The sequence below is a fragment of the Thermosporothrix hazakensis genome, from assembly GCF_003253565.1.
In the GTDB taxonomy this organism is placed as follows: domain Bacteria; phylum Chloroflexota; class Ktedonobacteria; order Ktedonobacterales; family Ktedonobacteraceae; genus Thermosporothrix; species Thermosporothrix hazakensis.
In genome coordinates, this window is the sequence record NZ_QKUF01000001.1 from 456,341 (window position 1) to 481,482 (window position 25,142).

At 53.9% G+C, this 25,142-nt stretch carries 18 protein-coding genes and 1 tRNA gene; 10 read left to right on the forward strand and 9 right to left on the reverse strand.

The window, feature by feature from the left end; translation table 11 throughout:
- Positions 1–361 precede the first annotated feature (361 nt).
- The 7 genes from EI42_RS01955 (at position 362) to EI42_RS01990 (ending at position 12,731) form a co-directional block, all read left to right on the forward strand.
- Positions 362–1,597, forward strand: coding sequence for an L-lactate MFS transporter (locus EI42_RS01955; protein WP_111318283.1), 1,236 nt, complete (start codon positions 362–364; stop codon positions 1,595–1,597).
- Between the two features lie 186 nt (positions 1,598–1,783).
- Positions 1,784–4,966, forward strand: coding sequence for a formate dehydrogenase-N subunit alpha (gene fdnG / locus EI42_RS01965; RefSeq protein ID WP_170142286.1), 3,183 nt, complete (start codon positions 1,784–1,786; stop codon positions 4,964–4,966).
- Positions 4,966–5,925 carry a 4Fe-4S dicluster domain-containing protein gene (locus EI42_RS01970; RefSeq protein WP_111318289.1) on the forward strand — a complete coding sequence of 320 codons (960 nt, stop codon included), beginning with the start codon at positions 4,966–4,968 and terminating at the stop codon, positions 5,923–5,925. The genes fdnG and EI42_RS01970 overlap by 1 nt, the downstream gene beginning before the upstream one ends.
- Positions 5,926–5,928: 3 nt before the next feature.
- On the forward strand, positions 5,929–7,077 hold the full coding sequence (gene nrfD / locus EI42_RS01975) for an NrfD/PsrC family molybdoenzyme membrane anchor subunit (RefSeq protein ID WP_111318291.1): 1,149 nt from the start codon (positions 5,929–5,931) through the stop codon (positions 7,075–7,077).
- Between the two features lie 244 nt (positions 7,078–7,321).
- Entirely contained in the window at positions 7,322–9,952 is a 2,631-nt protein-coding gene (locus EI42_RS01980) for a CDC48 family AAA ATPase (protein ID WP_111318293.1), read from the forward strand.
- Positions 9,953–10,487: 535 nt separating this feature from the next.
- Positions 10,488–10,865: a hypothetical protein gene (locus EI42_RS01985; RefSeq protein ID WP_111318295.1), complete on the forward strand. Its 378-nt coding sequence runs from the start codon at positions 10,488–10,490 to the stop codon at positions 10,863–10,865.
- A gap of 33 nt (positions 10,866–10,898) precedes the next feature.
- Positions 10,899–12,731 (forward strand): ATP-binding protein, encoded by a 1,833-nt coding sequence (locus tag EI42_RS01990; protein ID WP_111318297.1) that lies wholly within the window; start codon positions 10,899–10,901, stop codon positions 12,729–12,731.
- Here the strand turns inward: EI42_RS01990 and EI42_RS01995 are convergent.
- The 3 genes from EI42_RS01995 to EI42_RS02005 form a co-directional block, all read right to left on the reverse strand.
- Positions 12,658–13,074: a hypothetical protein gene (locus EI42_RS01995; RefSeq protein WP_211325992.1), complete on the reverse strand. Its 417-nt coding sequence runs from the start codon at positions 13,072–13,074 to the stop codon at positions 12,658–12,660. The two genes, EI42_RS01990 and EI42_RS01995, sit on opposite strands and share 74 nt — an antisense overlap.
- A gap of 230 nt (positions 13,075–13,304) precedes the next feature.
- Positions 13,305–13,946 (reverse strand): protein-L-isoaspartate(D-aspartate) O-methyltransferase, encoded by a 642-nt coding sequence (locus tag EI42_RS02000; protein ID WP_111318301.1) that lies wholly within the window; start codon positions 13,944–13,946, stop codon positions 13,305–13,307.
- A 120-nt stretch (positions 13,947–14,066) separates the two neighbouring features.
- Positions 14,067–14,138, reverse strand: a tRNA-Val gene (locus EI42_RS02005).
- 373 nt (positions 14,139–14,511) lie between these two features.
- Here EI42_RS02005 and EI42_RS02010 point away from each other — a divergent pair.
- Positions 14,512–14,868 (forward strand): hypothetical protein, encoded by a 357-nt coding sequence (locus EI42_RS02010; RefSeq protein ID WP_111318303.1) that lies wholly within the window; start codon positions 14,512–14,514, stop codon positions 14,866–14,868.
- Positions 14,869–15,056: 188 nt separating this feature from the next.
- Here the strand turns inward: EI42_RS02010 and EI42_RS34210 are convergent, their stop codons facing one another.
- The gene (locus EI42_RS34210; protein WP_111318305.1) at positions 15,057–15,590 is read right to left on the reverse strand and encodes a methylated-DNA--[protein]-cysteine S-methyltransferase; all 534 of its coding nucleotides are present in this window, start codon (positions 15,588–15,590) and stop codon (positions 15,057–15,059) included.
- A 214-nt stretch (positions 15,591–15,804) separates the two neighbouring features.
- Here EI42_RS34210 and EI42_RS02020 point away from each other — a divergent pair, with 214 nt between their 5' ends.
- Together EI42_RS02020 and EI42_RS02025 are read left to right on the forward strand one after the other, a co-directional pair.
- On the forward strand, positions 15,805–16,053 hold the full coding sequence (locus tag EI42_RS02020; RefSeq protein ID WP_137686094.1) for a hypothetical protein: 249 nt from the start codon (positions 15,805–15,807) through the stop codon (positions 16,051–16,053).
- A gap of 219 nt (positions 16,054–16,272) precedes the next feature.
- On the forward strand, positions 16,273–16,482 hold the full coding sequence (locus tag EI42_RS02025) for a hypothetical protein (protein ID WP_111318309.1): 210 nt from the start codon (positions 16,273–16,275) through the stop codon (positions 16,480–16,482).
- Between the two features lie 28 nt (positions 16,483–16,510).
- Here EI42_RS02025 and EI42_RS02030 read toward each other — a convergent pair whose 3' ends face one another.
- From EI42_RS02030 to EI42_RS02050, 5 genes are all read right to left on the reverse strand, one after another.
- Positions 16,511–17,701, reverse strand: coding sequence for an acyl-CoA dehydrogenase family protein (locus EI42_RS02030; protein WP_111318311.1), 1,191 nt, complete (start codon positions 17,699–17,701; stop codon positions 16,511–16,513).
- Positions 17,702–17,707: 6 nt separating this feature from the next.
- Positions 17,708–18,772 carry an acyl-CoA dehydrogenase family protein gene (locus tag EI42_RS02035; RefSeq protein ID WP_111318313.1) on the reverse strand — a complete coding sequence of 355 codons (1,065 nt, stop codon included), beginning with the start codon at positions 18,770–18,772 and terminating at the stop codon, positions 17,708–17,710.
- Positions 18,773–18,988: 216 nt separating this feature from the next.
- A complete protein-coding gene (locus EI42_RS02040; RefSeq protein ID WP_111318315.1) occupies positions 18,989–22,240 on the reverse strand; it encodes a type 2 lanthipeptide synthetase LanM family protein in 3,252 nt (1,083 codons plus the stop codon).
- Between the two features lie 92 nt (positions 22,241–22,332).
- Entirely contained in the window at positions 22,333–22,593 is a 261-nt protein-coding gene (locus EI42_RS02045) for a mersacidin/lichenicidin family type 2 lantibiotic (protein ID WP_111318317.1), read from the reverse strand.
- Between the two features lie 240 nt (positions 22,594–22,833).
- The gene (locus tag EI42_RS02050; protein ID WP_111318319.1) at positions 22,834–25,140 is read right to left on the reverse strand and encodes a peptidase domain-containing ABC transporter; all 2,307 of its coding nucleotides are present in this window, start codon (positions 25,138–25,140) and stop codon (positions 22,834–22,836) included.
- Positions 25,141–25,142: the final 2 nt, after the last annotated feature.

A 25,142-nucleotide genomic window follows, 5' to 3' on the forward strand; every position in this document is an offset into this window, starting at 1 on the left:
GCCTGTATTGCCACTTTGCCCACTATCCAAAGCGGGTCAGATTGTCCCTTCTTACCATGTAAAACTATAGGAAATACCTCCTATTATCGCTCGAGCACCGCAGGAATGGCATGCGCTTGAATTCTCTGCATTTTTTCCGTACACTTATCACTATTCACAGCGCTCATCCACGATCCTTCAACCTGAAATCATGAGGCGCTACTTCTCTATTCGTCAAATTGAAAGCGAAGTTGAGATTGATAGTTGACAAAAAGCGCCTCTCTCAGGTTACAACTTTCGGGAGTTCACGACTCATCTAATCGTAGAGCAACTGCTACCTCTCTTTTCTGTACAGCGCAGAGATGCGCGAAAGGAGCAACGCATGTTTCAAACTCCCAACCGCTGGATTATTGCTATTGCTGCATTCTGTATGCAACTGGCTCTGGGGGCCGTATACTCCTGGAGTGTCTTCCTCAAACCTGTCATCAATGTCTACAGAGTCAGCCAGCCAGCCGCAAACCTGACCTTCAGCATTGTTCTGCTTGCTCTCGGCATTACCGCAGGCTTTGGCGGCTATCTGAATAACCGCTTTGGTCCTCGCATCATCGCGACTGCCTCGGGGCTGCTCTATGGACTAGGGGTCTTTCTGGCAGGCTTTGTCTCGCCAAATCTCACGCTTCTGTATTTGACGTACGGCATTATAGGCGGGATCGGGCTTGGTCTGGGCTATATCGTCGCGCTGGCAATGCTGATCAAGTGGTTCCCTGATCGGCGCGGCTTCATTACCGGGCTGGCCGTCGCGGGCTTTGGCGCGGGAGCAGCGTTGACCGGCCCAATCGCGGCAAACCTGTTGCTCCCCGGTTATGGTCTGAACGTCACCTTCCGCATACTGGGCATCGCCTATTTTCTGATCGTCGTGCTTGCCGCGCAGTTCTACCAGACTGCCCCTGAAGGATACGCACCACCGGGCTGGACCCCTTCACCACAACAGCAGGCCAGCAGCGCTACCAGAGACTATACATTGGCCGAGGCGCTACGCTCACCACGCTGGTACCTCCTCTGGCTGATCCTCGCCCTGAACGTCACCGCAGGCGCCGCGCTGATCTCGGTTGCCTCCCCTCTAGCCGAAAAGTTTACTCATGTGCTACCAGGTATCGCCTCAATCCTGGTGATCACAATCTCTATCTTTAACGGAGCCGGGCGACTCTTCTGGGGCTGGCTCTCCGACCTCATCGGGCGGCCAGGCGCGTTTCTCGCTATGTTCATCATTCAGATTTTTGCCTTTGCCCTGACACCCTTTATTGATAACTTTGTCTTGCTCTTTCTACCTGCCTCCATCATTGGCCTCTGCTACGGAGGTGGCTTCGGGACCATGCCCGCTTTTGCCGCTGACTTCTTCGGGGCCAGGAATTCGGGGACCATCTATGGCGTGATGCTCACGGCATGGAGTGCGGGAGGAATTATCGGCCCCTTGCTGATCGCCGCGATTGACTACAGGACCACGCTTTTCCTGTTGGCCGCCCTGATGCTGATCAGTTGTGCGTTGCCCCTGCTGGCTCGACTTCTGATCCAGAGAGAGGGGGAAAAAGCCACGCCTTCTGCTGGAGCTTCATCGTAGTCTCAGGCGGCAGTGCTATAATAACAACATTCAAAGCAGCGAGAAGCTATACACCTTTTTTCTTCAGCTTGCCAGTGGCGGGGTTGATATCGCTCAGGTTACGCAAGCGAGGCTTATAGTTTGCACGCGCCCCTCCCTGCACCAGGCCATAAAAAAAGGAAACAGACAATAAAGGGATATTGAGCTATGAAAGAACGCACACCATCACTACCAAAGACGGTACACAGTGTGCTCACGAACCTGCTTCAGATCGGTTCGCGCACACAGCCCTTTAGCCGCGAAAGCATTGAGAAGGCTCCACGCATTCGTGATGCCAGAGTCGTTCATAGCGTGTGCCCCTACTGCGCCGTCGGCTGTAGCCTGAATGTCTATGTCAAGGACGGCAAAGTTCTTGATATCGAGGGCAACCCTGATAGCCCGATCAATCATGGCACCCTCTGCCCAAAAGGCTCGGCCACATTTCAATATACCGTCAACCCAAGCCGCCTGACGAAAGTTCTCTATCGTGCGCCCTATAGCGATCACTGGGAAGAGGTCTCGTTAGAATGGGCAATGGAGCAGATAGCGCAGCGCGTCAAGAAGGCGCGGGATGAGACATTTGTCCAGCGCCTCGATGATGGACGCATTGTTAATCACACGCAGGGGATAGCCTCGCTTGGTGGTGCTACTCTGGATGTGGAAGAAAACTATCTGATGAAAAAGCTCTTCTCGGGCGGCCTGGGAATGGTCTCGATTGAGAACCAGGCCCGTATATGACACAGCTCAACTGTACCCGGTCTGGGTACTACATATGGTCGTGGCGGTGCTACGACATTTCCACAGGATCTGGTGAACAGTGACTGTATCATCATCATGGGGAGCAATATGGCGGAAGCGCACCCTATCGCCTTTGCCAACGTAGTCAAAGCGAAGGAGCGGGGTGCACAGGTGATTCATATCGATCCGCATTACTCGCGCACCTCGGCCCTGGCGAATCTCTATATCCCGACCCGGGCAGGAAGCGATATCGTCTTCCTGGGCGCGATTATCCGCTATCTGCTTGAACACAACGCCTACTTCCATGATTACGTGGTGCACTATACCAATGCACCGATGCTGATTCGAGAGGAGTTCCAGGATACCGAAGATCTCAATGGCGTCTTTTCCGGCTACGACCCGGAGACGGGCACTTACGCCGATATGAGTAGCTGGGACTATGAGCGCGACGAGTACGGGAAGCCGCGCCGCGACCCAACCTTGCAACATCCGCGCTGTGTCTTCCAGATTCTGCGGCGGCATTACGCTCGCTACACGCCAGAAATGGTAGAGCAGGTCTGCGGCGTCTCTCGTGAACAGTGGATGCAGGTTGTCCGAGCGCTGGTTGAGAACTCAGGACGCGAACGCACCTCGGCCTTCTGCTATGCCGTCGGCTGGACACAGCAATCAAAGGGCGTGCAGATTATCCGCTGCGCTGCGATGCTGCAATTGCTGCTTGGCAATATCGGACGACCGGGCGGCGGCGTGATGGCGCTACGTGGTCATGCCTCCATTCAGGGCTCAACCGATGTGCCGACGCTCTATGATCTGCTGGCAGGCTATATGCCACAGCCAAGCGCCTTGATAGAAGAGCGCCCATCACGCGAGGCGGATAAGTCGGTGACCCACTGGGAGGGCAAGCACGCGCTGGTTCCCTCACAGCAGTCGCTTGAGGAATATATAGAGACCTCTGGCCTGAAAACCGGCTGGTGGTCGCACTTCCCGGCCTATATCAAGAGCCTGCTCAAAGCCTGGTATGGCGAAGCGGTTCACACCGACGACGAGTTCGGCTATCACTGGATTCCCAAGATTACCGGAGACCACTCGCACCTTGTCACCAGCTATGCCATGCTGGACGGCAAAGTAAAGGGCTACTTCTTGCTCGGTCAGAATCCGGCTGCGGGCAGCACAAACGCGCAGATGCAGCGTAAAGCCCTGGAGCAGCTTGATTGGATGGTTGTGCGCGATCTCTATGAGGTCGAATCGGCCGCCTTCTGGTACAAAGGCCCCGAACCAGTCGATCCCAAAACGATCAAGACCGAGGTCTTCCTGATGCCAGCCGCGGCCTCCACTGAGAAAGAAGGCTCCTTTACCAACACGCAACGCCTGCTACAATGGCGCGATAAAGCGATTGACCCACCCGGCGACGCCCGCTCGGACCTCTGGTTTATCTATCACCTGGGGCTCCGGTTAAAACGGCTCTACGCTGAAAGCACCGATCCCAAAGATCGCCCGATTCAGGAATTGACCTGGGACTATGAGCGCACTGAGCCAGAGCCCGGTTCACGCATTCTGGATGAGCCAGACGCCGAGCTTGTGCTGAAAGAGATCAATGGCTATTACGTCTATCAATCGGAGGACCGTAAACAGGTCTACAACCTGCACAATGCGCCCCATGTGCCGGGCTTCACGGCCTTGAAAGATGACGGGAGTACGGCATGTGGCTCCTGGATCTATAGCGGCGTCTATCCTGAGCCCGGCAAGAATCTCGCGGCCTCGCGCATCCCGGACGGACGGACCAACCTGCAATGGGGCTTCGCATGGCCCGCAAACCGGCGTATTCTCTATAACCGCGCCTCCGCCGACCCGGAAGGGAAGCCCTGGTCCGAGCGGAAAAAGTACATCTGGTGGGACGAGCAACAACAAAAATGGACGGGATACGATATACCTGACTTCCCGCTCAACAAGCGCCCGGATTATATCCCGGCACCAGACGCAACCGGTATGGATGCGATCGCGGGAAGTGATCCCTTCATTATGAAACCGGACGGACGCGGCTGGCTCTTTGTGCCTCGCGGCCTGAAAGATGGTCCGCTGCCAACACATTACGAGGCGGCAGAATCACCGGTCCATAACGCGCTGTACAAGCAAGAGAGCAACCCGACGGCGAAGTACTTCCGCAATCGGAAAGATAACCCACTGGCTTTGATTGGTGATGAGCGCTTCCCGATTGTGGTCACAACCTACCGTCTGACCGAGCACCATGTCAGTGGCCCTATGACGCGCTGGCTTCCCTGGCTGAACGCGCTACAGCCGGAACTGTTTGCCGAACTCAGCCCGGAGCTGGCTGCCGAGCGCCAGATCAAGCATGGAGACTGGCTTGTCGTCAGTACAGCACGAGGCGAAATCGAGGCACGAGCACTCGTGACACAGCGAATGCGCCCACTTCAGGTACGAGGCCGAACCATTCATCAAATTGGTCTGCCGTTCCATTGGGGCTTTCAGGGAAAAAGCACCGGCTCAATCACCAATGATCTGACACATATGGTGCTGGAACCCAATGTGAGCATTGAAGAGGCAAAGGCATTCACCTGTAACATCCGTCCGGGTCGCCTCCACGAAGGAGGGAAATAATGTTGCGAGAACATGATACACGGTTCAACTTGCTCAACGTTCTGGCTCCTCTGGGCAAGGAGGAGCCACCACCGCCACAACCGAAAATGGGCTTCTTTACCGATACCAGCGTCTGTATTGGCTGTAAGGCCTGTGAGGTAGCCTGTCGCCAGTGGAACCAACTTCCAGCTCCAGAACCGGTCTGGAGCGGTTCCAGCTACGACAATACGCGCCATCTCAGCGCCCGCACCTGGCGGCATGTGCAGTTCGTTGAACGTATCGATCATGGGAGAGGGAAACCGCTTCCTGTACTGCCGCTGTTCGAGGATCGCGTTGCGGAGGCCAGAGAGAACGGCACCATCCCGGAGACGCCGCCCGGAACGGCTCTGCCCTTCTTCAATAGCGAGCGCTGGCTGATGCATAGTGATGTGTGTAAGCACTGTGCTAACGCGCCCTGTCACGAGGCCTGCCCCACCGGGGCAATTATTCGCACCGAATATGATACCGTCTATGTGCAGCAGGATATCTGTAACGGTTGCGGCTATTGTGTAGTTGCCTGCCCCTTCGGCGTTATCGCCCGAGACGAGAGCGGAGACTATACAGCCCACAAGTGCACCCTATGCTATGATCGGCTGAAAGACGGGTTAGAGCCTGCCTGCGCCAAAGCCTGCCCGACCGATTCGATCACCTTCGGTGAGGTTGAGCAGCTCAAGCAAAAAGCACGGGAACGGCTCGGCATCTTGCATGAGCGTGGTGTTCCAGAAGCACGGCTCTATGGGGTAGATGATCAGATTCTGGATGGTGGCCTGAACTCGTTTTTCCTGCTTCTGGAAGAGCCCGAGGTGTATAACCTGCCTCGAAACCCACAGCGCCCGGCCAATAACGTTATCCCGGCCTCGCTCTGGTCAATCATTGGGGCGCTGCTGCTTGGCGTACTTGGAGCGCTCTTTTTCAGGGAAAAGAAGGGGGGAGACGATTAAACCATGCACTTTCAACTGAGACCGTTCTATGAGCACCTCATCTCAAAAGGCTTACCCTGGAACACAACCATTATCGAGCGCCCGAGTGATAGACTCGCCGAGACGTTGACAACATATAGCGAAACCGAGAAGAGCCTGTTTGAGCGGCTGGCAGCCTTCACGACTGACTATACACCAGATCCTGAACGAGAGCGCCAGGAGCCAAGCTACTACGAGTACCCAGTGCTCAAGGAACCGCTCTGGCGCCGGGAAATCGTATGGTACTTCTTCTTTGGCGGGCTGGCTGCTGGCTGCTACGTGATTGCAAGTCTCGCCTCATTGTTTGGTTCAAAAGAGGATCGGGAAGTTGTCCGAACGGGCTATTATCTCTCGCTGCTGGCGCTCCTGCCCTGTCCACTGCTACTTATCGCAGATCTGGGTCGCCCGGAACGCTTCCTTCAAATGCTGCGCATGTTCAAAGTGAAGTCACCTATGTCTATGGGTGTCTGGGGGTTGATGGGCTTCTCATTCTTCAGCGGCATCACGGCCATGATTCAGGCGGCACGTGATGGCATCCTGGGGAAATGGTGGGGGGAGCGTCTGCTTGCCTCATTGCCACAAAAACTCATCGCGCTGCCCGGGACGCTTTTTGGCTTCTTCCTGGGAAGCTATACCGGTGTACTGCTCACCGCGACCAGCGTTCCGCTCTGGTCACGCAGTAAGCGTCTTGGCGCGATCTTTCTCACTTCCGCCATCTCCACCAGTAGCGCGCTCATCACGCTGATGCTGCGTCTGCTCGGAGCGCCGACAAAAGTCCTACATAAGCTCGAAAAGCTGGAATGGGCAGCACTGATGATCGAGATAGCTGACATTCTCAGCTATCTTCGCGCTTCCGGTCGTGCCGCTCGCCCGCTGGTGGGCACAGGCCCCGGCGAACATGGACGCACCTTCTGGCGTTTCCAGTTTGGCACCGGACTTGTGCTCCCCTGGGTGCTTCAAACCTGCTCCCTGTTAAAAAGAAGGAAGCAGCCCCAAAAACCGGGCACACCGGGTGGAGTCCTGATCTCGCTTCTGGTGCTGATCGGTGGCTATTTCCTGCGCCGCACCATCGTGGAAGCAGGTCACACGTCCAGTCGGGACGCCCGTACCACACTCTGGAACGCAAAGCGCTAAGCGCACGGGAGTCGGGATCTTCCGGCTCCCGCTCTTTTTCTCCTTCTATTCCCCTGGACAACGAAAATTAATAGAACACCTGTTTGCAGAGAAGCGTGAGCTATCTTGGCACAGAACAGACAGCATTCCTCTCTTGATACCGGTTAGTTCAACTTTTCTTACCCTGTTTCGTAACTAATACGAGAAAAGGAAGATTCCTCGGCAGCAATAGCTGTAGTGAGAGAAAGGAACTAATTGAAATTTCATGGAGCAGTACAGCAATAAAGAACACAATCCACATGCTCCTTATACGGGAACAACAGACAGGCTTACAACAGAACAGAACGGGAATGCGAAAGGACCGGTCAAAGGTCCAACTCGCCCTTTAATAGAAGATACGCCAGCCGAAGAGGCCCGTTATACGATTGTAGCCGGTCCACCACAGCATGAGCGCGGCGTGGCCCGCCTCGATGCCGCAGCCATCACGCGGCTCGGCTGCCAGATTGGCGATATTGTGCTGATTACAGGAAAACGAACAACTGCTGCACGTCTTCTGCCCGGGCAACAGCGAGATTCTATAGTCCTTCATCGCGGTATTATTCTCAATAGTGCATCAAAGCCCGGAGAACAGGTCACCGTACGTAAAGCGAACAATGTCGCCGACGCAGATGAAATTTCCCTTTTGCCACTGAATGCGCAGGGAACGCCCCTGAAGCCGGATTCTCCTCTTTTGCTCCGCTTCCTGACCGGCCTTCCTGTGACCATCGGCGACGTGCTCAGCGTGCCTTTCTCGGGCTCAACACCGACCGATTTTCTGGTGATCGGCACCACTCCATCTACCCCGATCTATAAGGTCTCCGCCAATGAGAGCGAACGGCAACCGGAACAGGAGACGGGAACGGATGCCGTCATCATTCAGGCAAATACGGCGATCCGCATCCAGACACGCGACACCATCACGCTGGATACGACGGCCGTCGGCTATAAGGATATCGGCGGCCTGGATAAAGAGCTTCAGCGAATTCGTGAAATGGTAGAATTGCCGCTCAAGTTTCCCGCCGTCTTTGATCGCGTCGGTATCGAGCCGCCGAAGGGGGTCTTGCTCTATGGCCCTCCAGGAACCGGTAAGACGATGATCGCCCGGGCAATGGCAAACGAGACCAACTCGGCCTTCTATGTCATTAATGGTCCGGAAGTCATCAACAAGTTCTACGGAGAAAGCGAACAGAAGCTACGCAATATCTTCCAGGAAGCGCAACAGAACGCGCCAAGTATCATCTTCATCGATGAGCTGGACGCGCTGGCGCCTAAACGCCCGGAAACCGGGGGCGAGGTCGAGCGACGTATTGTCGGCCAGCTTCTCGCACTGATGGATGGCTTGACCTCTCGCGGGCAGGTCGTATTAATTGGAGCGACAAACCAGCCAAACGCCCTTGATCCCGCCATTCGGCGTCCCGGGCGCTTTGACCGAGAGATCCCGCTGCGCGTTCCCGATATCCGGGGTCGTATCGAGGTGCTGAAAATCCATAGCCGCAATGCCGCGCTGGCCCCTGACGTCGATTTCAACCGCCTGGCCCAGATGACGCCAGGCTTTGTAGGCGCTGATCTGGCCGCGCTTTGTCGAGAGGCCGCAATGGTGGCGTTGCGCCGCAACCTGCCTCGAATCAATGAGCTACTTCAGGGCGGCTTCATTCCATATGAGACGCTGGTCAACCTTCAGATCACAATGAACGACTTCCAGACGGCCCTGCGCGAGATTGAGCCCTCCACGATCCGCGAAGTGTACGTTGAGGTCAGCGAAACCTCATGGGATGATGTGGGCGGCCTGCAAAAGGTCAAGGATATGCTGACAGAAAGCGTTGAATGGCCGCTGCTCTATCCAGATCTCTACGAGAAGGCCCGGGTGACGCCACCGCGTGGTATCCTGCTGGCAGGCCCTCCGGGATCAGGTAAAACGTTGCTGGCCCGAGCACTTGCCAACCAATGCGATGCCAGTTTCATCTCGATTAAGGGGCCCGAACTGCTCTCGAAATGGGTGGGAGAGTCAGAGCGGGGGATTCGTGAGATTTTCCGCCGCGCCAAGCACGCCGCTCCCTGTATCATCTTCTTTGATGAGATCGACGCACTGGCAATGCGCCGCAGCAGCGATACCGGGGCGGATGGCAGCGTTGGAGCCCGCATCATTGCACAATTGCTCACCGAGATGGATGGCATCGAGGGACGTGAGGGCATTATTGTGCTGGCGGCCACCAATCGCCCTGAACTGATCGATCCGGCGCTGTTGCGCCCCGGACGCTTCGATCTGGTGGTTGAGCTTGACTACCCGAACGAAGAAGAGCGGCGCGCCATCTTTGAGGTACATATGCGCGAGCGCCCAATTGCACCCGATGTAACCGCCGAAGATCTGGCTCGCCGGACCGAAGGACGCAGCGGCGCGGATATCGAGGCGATCTGCCGCCGCGCAGCTCTGCTTGCGTTACGAGAACAAACTTCGCTCAAACAGGGGAAAGCGCTACCGAAGCCCGAAGTCGTAGCGAGCGAGGTGCAACAGGCCGTTGAAACGACCGAGCAAGCGCAGGAAGAAGCGCAACCTCCTACCACAGCCGAACTGACCAGTATGTTTCTGATTCGTGCCGAACACTTCGAACTGGCGATTCAGGAGCAGACAGAGCGGTATGAGGCACAGCAAAAGAAAGAGGAGAAGCAGCAAAAGCTTGAGCGCGGACGCGAGCGCCTGCTAGAGATGGCTGCCGACCGGGATAACCCGCAGGCTCCCGATCTAAGCACAGCCGCACCGCTCTTGATGCTGGTTAAGGATGCCCGCTTCTGGATGGGCATCGCCATTGCAGTGCTGGTTATTCTGCTCATTCTTCAGATGTTCTTCCTGCGAGGCTAGGTCTTTCCAGAAAAATTACAGAAAAAGCAGAAGTAATCGAGCGACCAATCTACCAGTAATCTATAATAGTAGAATGGTCGCTTCATTTTTTATCTGCAAAAGAGTGCAGTTGCTTGCGTTTTTCTTCATAGAGAGATTTCAAGGGAATCCCACCGGATTGTAACCGCAGAAGAAGAATATCCGTTTCTATAAGTAGAGGCGGTGTTTCTTGTAGAGCTTCCAACAAATAAATGAGCTTCAGGCGGATGAATTGTTCAATTGTAGATCGAATTTCGGTAAGTGGTGTGGTGAAAAAGTGCCAGAGAAGCGCACTACTGGTTTCTGTAAGGCGTCATACGAGAGTGTCCGTTTGAAGAACGTAAGCTGAGCGCGTAAAACAGCATTCATTCATCTCTACGTATACATCTCTTAAAAAGGCTTTTTATAGATCTCGATATAGCCATATCATTGTAAGTACTATTCACTTACAATATATAGGCAACTATGCTATAATAAAAATCGGAGAGCATTTTTAAATCAGCGAAGGGAGCAGCAAGTGTCACAAATCATTGACAACTCCTCTTCCATCTCCCGTGAACAATTAACTGACGCTTTTCTTAAAGCTCTACAGTTGATTGATAAACGCGTTTCTCCTCTTCTAGGCAAAGCAACCACGCGGGTTCTTGTACAGGGTGCAGCGAGAAGAGTTGCAGGACAATACCCGTTTCTGGAGTACCTTATCACACGTCCTTATACAGCTATTCATCCATCGGCCATTCAGGCTCATCTCGCTGGAGCAACCTCGGCGGAACTGGCGGAGGGATTAAACGCTTTGCTGGAAGAATGTTTCGCGGGCTTACGGGAGTTGACGGGTGACTTAATCGCTCCACCTCTCCACGAAGAGGTCACCCATGAGTTGAAACAAATACAGTAGTTCTCAATGTAGTCAATGCAGTAAGGAAAAAGCATGGAGAGCAGCGTGCAACCCGAATCAAATATCATAGATGGCGCGTTCCGCTCTTCCGCTGGACAGCGTGCGGATCGCCTTGCGACTATCCGCGAGGAAATGCAATATATCAACACCATTGGTAAGCGGTTTGTTGCAGCATTTGACCGCTTTCAGGTCCACCGTGCTTTGCTTGCTGCACTACAGGAGATCTATAGTTTCTCAGCTTGCTGCATTTTGCTCAAAGGGAATCCCCATGAGCTCTTCATCATTCCGTCGTATCCGTTAAGTGCTCCCTTCCTCAAAGCTATGATTCAGCGGATCGCCAGCGCGGCTCGGGTGATGGATTTCCCCCATGTGGACGAGGAGTCACTTGCCCGCAGTGCCTATCTGGACGCGCCCGACGAACTGGCCCAATCGCGCCATCCGAAGGGCTCAACCGGCTCTGAGATTGGTTCCTGTCTGAATATTCCACTGACCGTTGAGAACCATATCATCGGATTACTCAGCCTCTTTGATGAGCGTCCCGGCTCGTTTGACACCAACCTGCTACAGTTGACCACAATGATCGCCGACTACGCGGCTGTCGCGCTGGAAAACGTGCGGCTTCGAGAACGTGAAAACGCGCTCTGGCGTCAGGCTGAGCTGGAACGACAGCGGCTGGAACTCGTCATTCGTAGTATGGCAGAGGGGCTACTGCTCACCGATGAAAACGGCACTATCACTTCCCTGAATCAGTCGGCCCGGCATATGCTCTCACAGGCAGAGATCACCATCACGCCTGACACCCATTTGCGCTCACTGGCAGAGAAAACAAAGGTCCCCTGGCTGGCACGCCTGGCCGATATTATCGATGAAGCACGAAAGGGAAAAACCGTCATCAATCAAGATGTAGAGATTGATGGAGCAAGCAGCGATGTCGTACCGGTCTCGCTCAGTGTAAGCGCCTCACCACTCCACAGCACCGATGGTCTGTCGCTGCATCCCGTTGGTGTCGTTGCCGTGCTGAACGATGTTACCTCAAGCAAGCAGGTTGAGCGCCTGAAAGATGAGTTTGTCTCGGTCGTCTCGCACGAACTGCGCACGCCGCTGACCGCAATTAAAGGCTACACGCAGCACCTTGTCCGCCGGATTGAGCGGCGCCTGCGCAAGCTCCACACCGCACAGCCCGAGGTACAGGACCCACCTGAGAGCTATGATCTGCGCAGCCTGTATATTGTTCAGGGGCAGACCGAGCATCTGGAGCGCCTTGTGAACGATCTGCTGGACCTTTCACAGGTGCAATGGGGCCAGATGACCCTGCACTTTCAAGAATTCTATCTGGCTGATCTCCTGAACGATTGTGTGAACCTCGCTCAGGTCAGCGCAGAACAGCATACCCTGCATCTGGATATTCAGGCGCAGGATACCAAAATTGTCGCCGACCGCCAGCGAATCGGGCAGGTCGTGGGAAACATTCTGGATAACGCGATCAAGTATTCCCCACATGGTGGCCATGTGACCGTACGGCTCCAACAGCAGAAAGATCACTATCTTGTCAGTATTATTGATGAGGGAATTGGGGTCAGCCCGGAACACTATGACCACATCTTCGAGCGTTTCTACCGGGTTCACAATACCGCCACACAGCAATATTCTGGGATCGGGCTTGGTCTCTATGTTGCAAAAGAGATTGTCAACAGACATGGCGGCTCGATCTGGTTCTCGAAAAACCAGAATATCGGGACCACATTCTACTTTACACTACCACGCGACCAACATCCACAGCAGCAAGAGCCTCTTACAGAACCTGTAGCAAATCACCGGGGCTCGAACCAAAATGGTCATGCAAATACGAGTGGCCAAACGAGGTAAAATGAAACTTCGTCCATGAGCCACGAAGCTGATAGAGATTTTGCAGGATACGAGCTTCTCCCCAGAGCGGGTAGAGGAGATCACGCAACGCGTTAATCACATCCCTGGTACTGGTCAGAAGCACCCCGAGCAGGATCATCACAAATTGAATCAGGGGATGTTCTGGCATATCTACAGGGCTTAGAGGCGTAAACAAACCAATATACAGGACACTTCCAGAAACAAAGGCTGGAAACAATACGCGAAGCCAGATGGAGAATGGAGAGGGTTCCTGGGCGATCATAAAGGTGATACCGAGAGGTCCGATGGCCCATCCAACCATAGGTTCACGACGCCAAACCATTACCAGAAGGTGAGCAAGCTTGAAAAGAACAAGCCACAGTACAATGAACACACATACACCCAGAGGGTTTACAATGTGTATAAAATTCACGCCTGGCATGCCGTACCCTCGCAAATGGGGAGAAATGGTTCCTGGCTAGCAGAGAGCCTGTGGAACCGGGAACTAATCATCTTAATATCTCTATTATATGCTACGGGTTATCCCGATGCAAAGGATAATCATCTCCAGTACTAGCGATCCTCACTCCATCCCTCACGCCCGATCAAAGGCACAAAGACACAAGCACCGAGTGAGGTTCGTTCTACCTTCGCTCCCCTCCGCTCAATAAGCAGTAAATCCTGTTCCTCAGGCAAACCAACCGGGAGCACCAGCCGCCCACCGGGACTAAGTTGTTCGACAAGGCTGATAGGCACCTCAGGAGCAGCAGCCGTTACCAGGATCCCTTCATAGGGAGCTGCCTCGGGCCACCCAAGAGACCCATCGCCTACAATGACCGAAACATTTCGAATTCCCGCTTCCATCAAACGCCATGAGGCCTGTTGTGCAAGCTGTTGATGGCGCTCGACGCTATAGACATATGAGCAGAGCTGAGCCAGAATCGCTGCCTGGTATCCGGAGCCGGTTCCAATTTCCAACACGCGCTCATTCCCGGTCAGATGCAAGGCCTGGGTCATCAATGCAACCATAAATGGCTGTGAAATTGTCTGTCCGCAACCAATTGGAAGCGCCATGTCACGATACGCATGCGGCAAAAGCTGTGCCTCAACAAAGAGTCCACGGTCAACATGGGCCATTGCATCCAGAACTCGTTGATCGGTGATTCCGGCTTGATGAAGCTGTGCAAGTAATTGTTGCCTGCGTTTTTCGGTCATAGGGTTGGGCTCACTTTCAAACGACAAAGCAATCAGTCTCACACATTGTTATACGTATCAGGCAGGGAGGAAAAAACAAAGGTGAAAGATGGAAGAATTGAGAAATGGAAGAATGAGAGGTGGGCGCTACTGGGTTCGAACCAGTGACCTCTTCGGTGTGAACGAAGCGCTCTCCCACTGAGCTAAGCGCCCTCTGCAACTGACACAAGCAATATAGCATTATCGCCGCCGATTGTCAAGCACTTTTGTCCCCATTTCTCAACATTTTTCCGGCTCTCATCTCATAGCAGGAAACAGAGAGGAAAAAAAACGCTTCAGTCCGTTCAAATGGCAAGCTCTTCCCGATCCATCTGCTTCTACACTATGATATACTAAAGAGCAAAAATGAAACGTCCTGTTTCATGGTAGACTTCATCCGCTTTCATGGCTCCCTCAATCTGGAACGAGCCGCTATGAATACGGGTGAACGTTGATTTTTCTGCTTTTCCCTCCACGACCAGGGAGGCATTTGTCCACTAGTCCTCAGAGAATGCTGAGGGCTGAAACACACACATGGAGTCTTTGTATGGAACAAGAAACGGCCTCAACCGCAAAGAAGGTATCGGCAACATCGGAGGTTGCCGGTACAGAGCGCAGAGAGGCGTTTGGAACCGCCAAAACGGAGAACCTGCGCGACTCAGGGCTCTGGCGTATTATTCTGCCGGTGGTGGCTATTTTGTGCTGTCTTATGCTGCTCGCCCTGCCGCTGATTATTCTTGGCCCACTTTTCGCCCATTCAGTTGACCCACACTCCGCATCCTATCACGTTAATTTGCTCTGGGTCTGGATCGTTATGGCTATCATTGAAATTGTGGTAGCCGTGGTGGCGATCCGTGGTCTGGTGCGCGTTTTCATGACGCAGGCCGGTAATTATCGTCCGTAAAGGTCCGCCTATCCCTCCCGCAAAGTCAAACAGGAGGGATAGTATTTTGCCCTTTTTCTAGATGTAAAAGATGCTTTTCAATAACTATGAAGCAAATCGTTCGCACCTTACACAGAAAGCAAGGGATAAGGATTGCGCTTGATATCGTGCTTTCATGGGAGGCGCACAGGGAATTTGGCTGCTACGCACTATAGAAGAGGCGTCATTCCTGCTCGTTCCAGTGCGAGCAGCCATACCTTTGTTTCCAGTCCCCCACCATAACCAACCAACGAGCCACTACTTCCAATAACGCGATGACAGGGCACAATAACCGCAACCGGGTTTGCTCCATTGGCCGCCCCAACCGCCCGACACGCCTGTGGTCTTCCAATCGCTCGGGCAATCATTGCATAGCTTCTGGTTTCGCCATAGGGAATTTTATAGAGCTCCTGCCATACAAGCTTCTGAAATGGCGTGCCATACAGATCAAGGGGACAGGAAAACTGCACCTTTTCTCCCTGGATATAACGCTGTAGCTCATCGATCGCCTGCTGAAGTGGGGCGACACCTATCCCCGCTTCAATCTGCGCCTGGGGGATGCGTTTTCGACACCATGCGAGGCCCTCTTCCAGCGGTGTGCCGGGCGTGCCCGTCCAGCAAACACCGTGCTCGGTTGCCATCACCACGCACTCACCCTTTGGAGTCGCCACGCTTGCATGATAAATCAATCGCGCTTTTTCCATGCTTTCAGGTCTCCATTCTCCTTGTTCTGACAGGAGTGTATCATGAAGGACACAGACAGACAAATGAAATAGGTCTCGACGCAAGAAGCAAGTCTTGCACTGGCTTCCCTGGTAATATCAGGCTATCTTTCTCAGCAGGACTTTTTTGTGCACAAAAATGCTTGACTTTTGTTTAGAGGGCTTGTACACTCATAAACAGTTACAGGTCTCTTTGATGAAGCTGTTCACTGAAAAGATGATCACACAAGCATTCAAAGGAGGTGGGTTCTATGCAAAGAAGTCTTGCAACCACAGCGCGATTTTTGCAGCGAAAGAACAGAACTCACCGAAAGAAAAACAATCTTTCTATCTGAACAATCATGTGACCCTGGCTACTGCTGTTCTGGCCCGGTGTAATCAGCGCCTGGGCGTTCATCTTTCGCCACAAAAATTCCTCACTGTGCGCATGCATTCCTCATTATGAAATCACGTTCACGCTACACTTATACTCAAAGTAGTAGGAATCGTTTCCTGTTCGCCACTCTCAGGACAGAGAGCTCCACTCACCTGGGTTTTAGGCAACAGTGTTTGATATATACTCATCCAATCAAAAGTAGAAAGGTTCTTACGCAGGTCCTATGAAATCCTGTTGCTGGTCAGCAAACACCCGCTATCACCTCCGTTCTAGAGAGGAGGTGATAGCATGAGAGGCAAGTTACGTGATAAACGCGCAGCCAACAAACGCGATTCCTTCAAGTTCGACGCAGAACGCCGGCGGGCGGCTGTCGGAAAACGGAACAACCGCACGCACGACTGGATTCGCGAGCTGGAAGAAGAAGAGCTGGAACTGGAAGAGGAGCTCGACGATGAGATAGACGACGAGCCAAACTTCAAACAGCCACGCAGAAAGTAGAGGCGGCCCGACCGCCTCTACCCCCTTCTCATGGAATGGTAACCTCAGGGAAGAGCCTTCTCGCAATAACCAGCCGCTGAATCTGCGCGGTCCCCTCAAAGATATCGAAGATTTTGGCATCACGAAACCATTTTTCAAGAAACAGGCGCGCCTCCGTCATCTCACCCGAGGCGACAACCCGCGCTGCAAACGTCGTTACCTTCATCACCAGTTCCCCGGCATAGGCCTTACACATAGACGCTTCTTTTGAATTGGCAAGCTCCCGATCAGCCATCCATGCAGCACGCCAGACAAGCAGCCGCGCCATCTGGATCTCATATCCCAGTTCCTCAGCCTGCTCCAGCAGTTCCCGCCGCTTCTGTAGCGAATAGCTGGCCGGAAGTTCCTCTTTGAGCCACTGCGTCACCTCTTCATGGGCAGCACGAGCTAATCCCACAGCTAGAGCTCCAACCATCGGGCGAGTTGCATCCAGCGTTCGCATAGCAGCCTTAAAGCCAGCTCGACCGGCGTGCAAGAGCGCTCCAAGCAAGTGATCTTCAGGAATGCGACATTCTTCATAGAGCAGCTCGGCAGTTTGAGAGGCACGCAGCCCCATTTTCTTCTCGATGCGCCCCACCTTCAAACCGGGAGTTCCTCCAGGAACCACAAACGGGAGCAAGCCGCCACGTCCCGCCGCCTTATTCACAGTCGCGAAGGTAATAATCAGATCGGCACGAGCCCCATTCGTAATAAACTGCTTTTGCCCATTCAGCACCCAGGCATTCCCCTCGCGCCGCGCAGTGGTCGCAATCGCTGAAACGTCGGAGCCACAGCCGGGCTCGGTCAGGGCAAGCGCCCCCCAATGCAGGCCGTCATCCTCATAGAGCGAGAGAAAGCGCTGTTGTTGCTCCACAGTGCCAAAAGCCATCAGTGGAGGGTAGGCCAGACCAGGGCCGGGTAAAGCGGTTGCCAGCGCCGCATCTCCCCACGCCAGTTCTTCATAACCAAGCATCGAGAGTAGTTGTTCCTGGCCGGGAGCAGCTTTCCCCTCGGCGATCCACTGGCGTGCCTGTCCATCCGCACCACCACGCAGGCGTTTCTGCATCTGCCAGAAAAATGCTTCTGGAATAGTTTCCGTACGGTCGCATTCCAGCGACACCGGGCGCATCTCTTCAAGCGCAATCTGATGCACATAGTCCCGAAACGCCTCTTGTTCTTTGCTTAACGTAAAATCCAGCATGGCGCACTACTCCATCGCAATCGCGTGACGCATCCACAACTCAACTGGATGGTCCTGTATATAGCCCGCGCCTCCGAGAATCTGCACACCGTCTGCCGTCGCTTTCTGAGCCAGGGTAAGCGCCTGACGTTGCACCGCCTCAATCTCGCCACCCAGCTCGGCAGTCACCGCTTCCTGATCCCAACGAGATGCCGCATGCCAGAGCAACAAGCGCACCGCATCCAGCTTCATCGCCATTTCTGCCAGCAAGAAAGCGATACCCTGATAGGAGACAATCGGACGTCCAAAGGCCACACGCTCCTGCGCATACTGCCCGGCATAGTCCAGCGTTGCCCGCACAATGCCACATGCAACACCTGCCCGTAACAGGCAATAGAGCAGCGCAGCTCGTGTAACCTGCTCCGTATTATCGAGCATACAATGAGTCGGAATCTGTACCTGTTCCAGCCTGAGCGTCGCACTCTGTGCCGCTCGCAAGCCGACACGCTCTTCCTCGGGCACACTCTGCCAACCGGTCTCAGGGAGCACAAAGGCGCACAGATCCCCGGCCTTACGCGCAAGCACAACAGTCAATGCAGCGCTACCGCCATGAAGCACATTCCGCTTTATGCCCTGCCGCACAGAGAGCCCATCAACCGTGGCATAAAGGGGCGTCGTGATCTCCTCACAGCGATACGCGCTAAACGGTTCGGCAAAGGCCAGAGCTCCCCGCGCCTCTTCATACCGGCAAAACAGACTGATATATTTCTGGCGCTGCTCCTCAGTTCCCGCCAGAGCGATCGTGAGCGGTGCGATCAGTGAGCCAAGGATATGAAGCGCAAGACCAGCATCACCATACCCAAACTCTTCGGCGATAATAGCCAGCGTCACCGCATCAAGCGCCCCGTCTCCCCCATAGCGTTCAGCAAAAGGCCTTGTCAGCCCGGTTTGTGTGATAGTTTGCCAGAGCGCGTCTGAGCAAAAGCCCTGTTCGTCCGCGCTTCGTCCCTGCGGGCGCAACTGCTCTCGGGCAAGCGTCCGCGCAAGCTGCCGAAGCTCTTCCTGCTCCGTTGTTAATGAGAAATTCAGCATAAAGAGGAGGCCCTTTTCTCCAGGAGAAATCCCAGAGCTACAAATACAATCAGATACCGTCTGTTTCTATCATAATGCATTCCATGCCATTTTTGCTACCTGAACAGATGAAAAAAGGGCCTTGAAAGGCCCCTCAATAGAGAGTGAGAGGTGAAGTAAAACAAGGGATACAGAACATTGCATTCGGTCTTTTGTTAGTTTCCCTATACCCTTTGACTATACGAAACCCCTCGGGGGATCAAGCAGCAAAACCGATGGCATCTCTTGTGGAGCAGCCAGACGCAAAAGCGCGTACCCCACACCCGCCAGCCCGAGCATCAGCCCCGGCGTCTCTACCCCTTGCGGCACGCCTGTAACAATTCCTTGCTCCTGTATACTCACGAGCAAAGCCGCCGTCAGACGATGCACCATTTGCTCATATTCTGGTTTCTGGAAACGCTGTGATGCCAGCAAGAGCGCCTCAAGATTCCCGAAATCGCCATGACAGAGGCTATGATTCAGACCAAATCCTCGGATCAGCGTTGTTTTCAGTGCCGCACCAATCTCTGCCCGCAGCATCGCATCATCCATACAAGACAGCATGCCCAGACGGGAAAGCGCGATACCAGACGCCCCATGACACCAGGCCACCATAAACGATTGCTGTTCTCTCGATCTACCGGGCAAATCACGAAGATCGGGCCAATTTTGTTCAGCCTCTGAAAACAAGCTCCGCTCATACGCAACCGCCTTTCGTGCCGCTTCAAGATAGCGCTCTTCTCCACAGGCCACAAAGAGCCGCAGCAAACTCAACGCAATGCCAGCATTTCCATGCGCAAAACCGGTTAGCGGTTGCTCGGAGAGCGGGGTACGCCAACCAATCCCTTGAGACATCTCCTGAGCCGAAGCCAGCAAATGATCACCACAGCGACGGGCAACCATCAGCACCTCATCTGTAGACGTGGCCTGATACAGACTTAACAACGCAGCAATACATCCCGCAGCACCACCAATCACATCAAAGGCACTATCCTGCTCAAGCTTTTCTGCGATAGATGGAAGCCAGCTTCTGGCCTCTTCGTACAGCGTCTTATCCTGCCAGAGCGCTCCCAGATGTGTGAACAGATAGACATAAGAGCCTAACCCACTAAACGCGCCGATACCGTCCAGAATGCCATATTTGCGCTGAATCGCGAGCTGATAACGGATGCTCTTCAATGCCTCCCGTGCCAGCTCAGTACAGTCAGCAGCGTTCGCGACTTTCCCCAGATACGCCAGGAACAGCACAATGCCCGATAAGCCATTATAGAGATCAGTTCCCGCGGGCAACAGGTGCCAGCTTCGTTCATTTACGGGAACCACACCAAGCCAGCCCGCGCCAGTCTCGTGCCGTAAGACCAACCGTTGCAGCCGCTCCCCGATGGAGCGGGCCGCCTGAAGCAGGTCCGCGCTGGACACCTCCGTCTCCTGCGCAGGCAAGCTCAGGCGCGAGACATTCTCTGTACCGAGGGTCATGCTGGTGAACGCGGCCCGGATAACCCAGAGCTGTCTCATCAGATCTTCCTCGCTGAATTGCGCCACCTGCTTGAGTGACCGTTCCAGCCCGGTTTCACAGAAGAATGCCTCTATCCGCTCACCACGCGAAGATATCAGGTCGTATGAGGCGACACGGGTCGTAAACATCGGGATATCCCCGGCCCACAGGTCGGCGTGTTCAGCAGAAATCAGGCGTTCCATATGAGGCTGATGCTCACACCCGATCCAGAGGCGATCAAAGAGGCGGTCACGGTCAAGCCCATCACGCAACACATTCGGATGGAAACTATCTTCCAGCAACAAGCCATAAATACGAGTCGGCCGCAGCACACAGCGAATCTCGTCTTCAGCGAAAGCGGTGAGTTTCTGGCCCAATACCTCTTTCTCGCGCATCAGGATATGATAGACAGCAGTAAAGCCGGCCACGATGCTTTCACAATAGCTCAACGTGTCTACATCTTTCCCATTCAGAGTTGGCCGATGCTGTCCGAGGTTCATCAGAATACGCTCACGTTTGATATGCGCCTGATCCGTTCCAATCTGCTGTAGAATCGGAACCCGTGACGGGGAAAGCTGCCCGGATTTGCCCCCTAATCCGCTGACATCGATACCCTCATATTCATCACCGGACCAGATACGCTGAGGCAAGAGGCCGATGCGCAAAACCGATTGCGCAATGACCTGAAACTCCGGGAAATCGTGCTCTATACCAGCGCTCAACGCGATACGCGGCTGTAGTAGTGCTTCCAGATCGACAAGGAATGGATGCTCGCCCGAAGCAATCACATTTTCAGCGTGGAAGTCCGCGGCCTGCAACGCATACAGCAGCGCCAAATACCCTCCCTGACGCCGGTAGAAACGCTCTATTGCCTCCTCCGAAGTGCAGTCCTGCGCCTCAATAAACTCAATCCAGCCATAGTCTCCCCGATTCAACAGGACCAGCGGACGAAACGCGGGCTCACATCCCCGCTCGTTGCACCAGCGCAGCAGTTCCTGAAAGTGCACATCAATACTCAAGGAACGAGGTTTATAGACCAGACGCTGTCCATGTTGCCAACCCAAAATAGCCACACTACGACCACCACGATGCGTGTCGCCTTTGCCAGTCTGTATCTCGACCAACAAGCCGGGGTCCTGATCTGGAAAGAACGTTGCCTGGATCTCCTCCCAATCCAGACAGAGACGCTTCATCAGTTCCAACATGCAGAAAATCCAGCGCTCAAGTGTCTCAACAAGAATGCGTGCCAGAACCGCATACTCTTCCAGCAACACAAACAGCCCATCCTGCCGCGCCAGATAATCAATAAAACGCTGGAACCGTTCTTCAGGTGTCGCACCCTGCAACCGCCCCTGCACGCGTGCAACGTTGAGTTCAAGAACCGCTGTACGTAGAAAGCGCATAAGGAGCTGCACCGGTAGACGAGCAAAGAGCTGTGCGACGATCGCCTGTGGATCAAATGGTACTGCTCCATACTCATCGACAAGCGCGGATACGCCCCGTTCCAGACGCTGCCACGCTCGCATCAGAAAAGGGCGCAACGCTGGCAGGAAAGCCCCAGGAGAACCAGAATCAGCCTTTGCAGACTCGGGAAGAGGGAAAGAGATCTCTTCATGACGGAGAGCCCAGATTTCGCGCAATTCAATGAGCCAGGGAGGCAGAGCCATTAAACGCGCCTGAAGCTGTGCAGGATCTTCGCTAAGGAGCGCCAGAAAAGCATCATAGGAGAGAGACACGGTCGCAAGCCGCCGCTCGAAATATGTATCGGTCTGGAAAGGAGGCTGTTCCTGCCAGCGTTGTGCCTTTTTCAGTGCCTGCTGGTCAGGCTCCCACTGCGGTGGCATCTCTTCTCGCAAGTGCGCACGCTCCTGCAATGACAAGGCACGATACCATGTTGCGCGGTGCCAGATATCCTGATTCTGTTGAATCTCCATATCACTCACATCCTTCATCATCCTCTCTCTTCCCACAGAAAACAGCAAGCAGAGGGTCAGGGACTGTAACCTCCCTAACCCTCCTATGAAAAACACCCTTGTCCGAGGTCGGACTAGTCAACGTTGCAGATGCCTGCGGAGACGCAAGCACCGATAAGTGCGCTCTGCAAGCAGGCAAGTGCGGCTGAATTTACACAACCGAACGAAATTGCCTGATTGGCATGATGATGGCAACCGCCGCTGACCTGCTCAAGATCGGCATCGGTCAGTTCCATTTCGCCAGCAGGGCACTCAGGAAGCATTGCCAGCTCCTCAGCGGACAGAGAATTGCGATACTCTTCGTCTTTCCATGCGCGAACGACATCGAAGCTCATGTTTCCAATTCCTTTCTCTCTGTGAAATTGACGGTTTACGACATGGCAACCGGTCAACAGCTTGAGAGCGGTATATTTGGAGGTGGAGATCATGCAAATACTGTCTGTTCTAGCAGCACAGCACTGCACAGGGCATTACAACACTTCCATCAGCTCCCCGGTTTTGCAACTGTAACCGTATCACCTATTTATATTATACTCGTACAGCAAAATATCCGAAATCATGGGGCTTCCTGTTTCTTATGGTAGCTGGGTTGTTTTATATTGTTTCATCTTATTTCTTTCTCTTTCATATTGATGGAGCACTAGCTGATAATAGTAACCTTTCAAGCTAATTAACTGCTTATGCGTGCCCTGCTCAACAATCGAGCCGTTATCCAGCACCAGAATCAGATCAGCATCCCGAATCGTGCTCAGGCGATGGGCAATAATAATCTGTGTACAGGCAAACTGCTGTAAATTCAGCGCAACCCGCTGCTCTGTCACCACATCAAGACTGCTTGTCGCCTCATCAAAGAGCAGAATAGAGGGCTGATGGGCTATCGCCCGGGCAATTGCCAGCCGTTGCCGTTGACCACCCGAGAGGGCACTTCCCCCCTCCGCAATATAGGTCTCGTAGCCCATTGGCATATTCATAATGTCATCGTGAATTGCAGCGAGCTGAGCTGCTTTTATCACCTGCTCGTTGTCCATTGAAGGATCATTCAGCGCAATATTCTGTAATACCGTGCCACTGAAAACCGAGGCATCCTGCATCACAACTCCGAATTGACGCCGCACTTCCTGATAGTTCAGCTTCCGCAACGGAATATCATCATAGAGAATGTCGCCCTCTGTCGGCACATAGAGGCCCAGTAACAGCTTGCCAAGCGTGCTCTTCCCCGAACCGGTTCGCCCTACAATCGCCACTTTCTGCCCGGCTTTAATCGACAGGTTGATATCCTTCAGTACTTTTGGGGAATCGGGCGCGTACTGAAAAGAGACCCCCCTTAGCTCAATATCGCCGCTCAGTTTTGGCGGCAAAGCGACCTCCTGCTTTTTCTGCTCGACTTCAGCAGTCATAATATCTGCCAGACGCTCAAAATTTGCCTGTACAAGCTGAAACTGTTGTGCATTATTAACCAGCGACGAGAGCGGCGTGAGAAAGGAGACGGCCAGCGAGTTCAGCGCCAGCATCATGCCAACCGAGAGCGAGCCCTGTAACACCTGAAGCGCTCCGATCCAGAGCAGTGCCAGCGGTGCAAACGTGCGCAACAGGTTCATCCCGGTGCTGGTCATTGCCGTGAAATAGCTTCGCCGAATCGAGATGTTCAGTTGCTTGAAGAACAGGTTCGTCCAGCGTTCAAGGGCTCGATCTTCTGCCCCGGCGGCCTTCAGAGTCGCGATTCCAGCCAGTGCCTCCGTAAGGTAGCCCTGTGTCTTTCCCTGTGCGACCAGTTCCTGACTGGCAAGATTGGTAATATGTTTGTATGAGCCAATCATCAATAAGACCTGAAAAAAGCCAATCCCGAAAACCAGCAGGCCAAACGGCACCGAGAGCCAGAGCAGGATAAAAAAATAGGCTACAACCAGACTACCATCTAAGAGAGTGGATACAAGCTGATTGCTCAATGTATCACGGATTACGCTATTGCTGCTCAGGCGCGAGAGCAGATCACCAGTCGAACGCTGCTGAAAAAAGCTAAAGGGCAGAGTCAGCAGGTGCTCTAGAATGCCAAGCATCAGATGAATATCAACCCGAGTACGCAGATAGACCAGCAGCCATTCTCGAAGCAGCGTCATCACGCCCTGGGAGAGCACCAGCATAAGCATACCCACCCCGAGCAACAGCATCACATCGCTTAATCCAAAAGGGAGAATACGATCAACCACAACCTTCGTCAGTAGCGGAGAAATCAGGCCAAAGACCTGTAAAATGCCAGATGCCACAAAGATCTGCGCCAGGACGCCGGGCGTTCGCTTTAAACATTGCAACAGATAGGAGGTCAGCGAGAGTTTAGGAGTCGCGTCGGGTCCATTGCTGACAAAGCTGACACCCGGCTCCAATGTGATCAGCACGCCGGTAAATCCCGCATCGAACTCCTCTGCCGTCAGGCGGCGCCGCCCACCCGCCGGGTCAACCACATCAACAGTCTTTTTTGACCAGCGCTCCACAACCAGAAAATGCTTGAATTCCCAGTGTGCAATGGCTGGCAACGTGACGCCTGAGAGATCGGTATGCTGCAACGAAACCGCCCGCACACGCATCCCAAAATGACGGGCAGCTTTGGCAATCCCTAACGCAGTCAGGCCATCGCGTCCCGCACCATACCGTGAGCGCAGGCTAGCAATCGACGTTTTTCGGCCATAGTAGCTCAAGATCATAGCCAGACAGGCAAGGCCGCACTCGGTTTCCGTCATCTGAAGGAGCACCGGCACGCGCCGCTTACGAGACAGCTTTGAGGGCTTGAGCCGTCTACCCGGCAACTTTAAGGTTTCCTGTTCTTCAATAGGGATATGCTTCTCATTCGCTCTTTTTCGTCGCTTTTCAGGTTTTACTTTACTCATTG